At 64.4% G+C, this 1,064-nt stretch carries 2 protein-coding genes; both read left to right on the top strand.

Features of this window, described 5'->3' with window-relative positions; all coding sequences use genetic code 11:
* The coding region (locus AC5RVV_RS17500; protein ID WP_494002625.1) for a hypothetical protein at window positions 1-281 on the top strand (281 nt) is incomplete at its 5' end.
* A 149-nt stretch (window positions 282-430) separates the two neighbouring features.
* The coding region (locus AC5RVV_RS17495) for an SDR family NAD(P)-dependent oxidoreductase (protein WP_494002624.1) at window positions 431-1,064 on the top strand (634 nt) is incomplete at its 3' end.

Raw genomic sequence — 1,064 nt, 5'->3', positions numbered from 1 at the left:
TCCTCTACCCGGGCTCGATCAGCACCAACATCGGTGAGACAAGCCGGACCGTTCATCATCAGCACACCGGCGAGGCGCTGACGGGCGAGATGGTGATCCCATACGTACAGGTACGCGAGATGGTCGGCCCCGAGCGCACAGCCAAGGGGCCGGAATGGGTCGGCTGGCAGGTGGCCGAGGCCATCCTGCACAACGACCCCTACTGCCTCACCCACCCCGCGCCGGTGGATGAGCTTGAGGCGCGCCTTCAGGCCTTGGCACGCGGGTATCGCGGCCACTGAGCGCACCACGGGCGCCTGATGAAGCAATGACTTCGACCGCGGCGTTCGCGCCGGGTCGGACAACGATGTCGAATGAAGGAGAGAATCAGTGGCCAGCAAAGCATGCGACGTCCTCGTCGTCGGGAGCGGAACGGCGGTGAACCTGAACGATGACTGACTTCGAGTTCGAGGGTGCAGCGGCAGTCGTCACCGGAGGCGGCAGCGGGATCGGCCGTTCGATGGCGTCGGAGTTCGCCAGGCGCGGCGCCAGCGTCGTGGTCGCTGACATCGATGCGAAGAGTGCTGCGCACGTCGTGGAAGAGATCACTTCGGCGGGGGGAAGGGCTGTTCCGTTCCGGGCCGACGTCACCGACCTCGACGACGTTACCGCGCTGGCCGACGCCGCCTACGACGCGTACGGAAGAGTCGACATCCTCTGCAACAACGCCGGGGTCAGTTGGCGCCCGTTCCGCGCGGTCTGGAACGCGTCTCTCAAGGACTTCCGCTGGATGGTCGAGGTTAACTACTTCGGCACCGTCAACTGCATCCAAACTTTCCTGCCGAAGATGCGTGCGCAGTCCGGGCATAAGCACATCGTGAACACGTCGTCGATGGCCGTTATGCGGCCGAACCCCGGCCATGCGCTGTACACCGCTGCGAAGTCGGCGGTCGACGGTCTCAGCGACGTGCTGAGGGCCGAACTCGAGGATCACGAGGACGACTTTGGCGTCACAATCCTCTACCCGGGCTCGATCAGCACCAACATCGGTGAGACAAGCCGGACCGTTCATCATCAGCACACCG

The organism is Arthrobacter sp. MDT2-34-1 (assembly GCF_059091365.1).
Note: the sequence above shows the minus strand (reverse complement) of the source record. Positions and strands in the feature narration are given on the sequence as shown.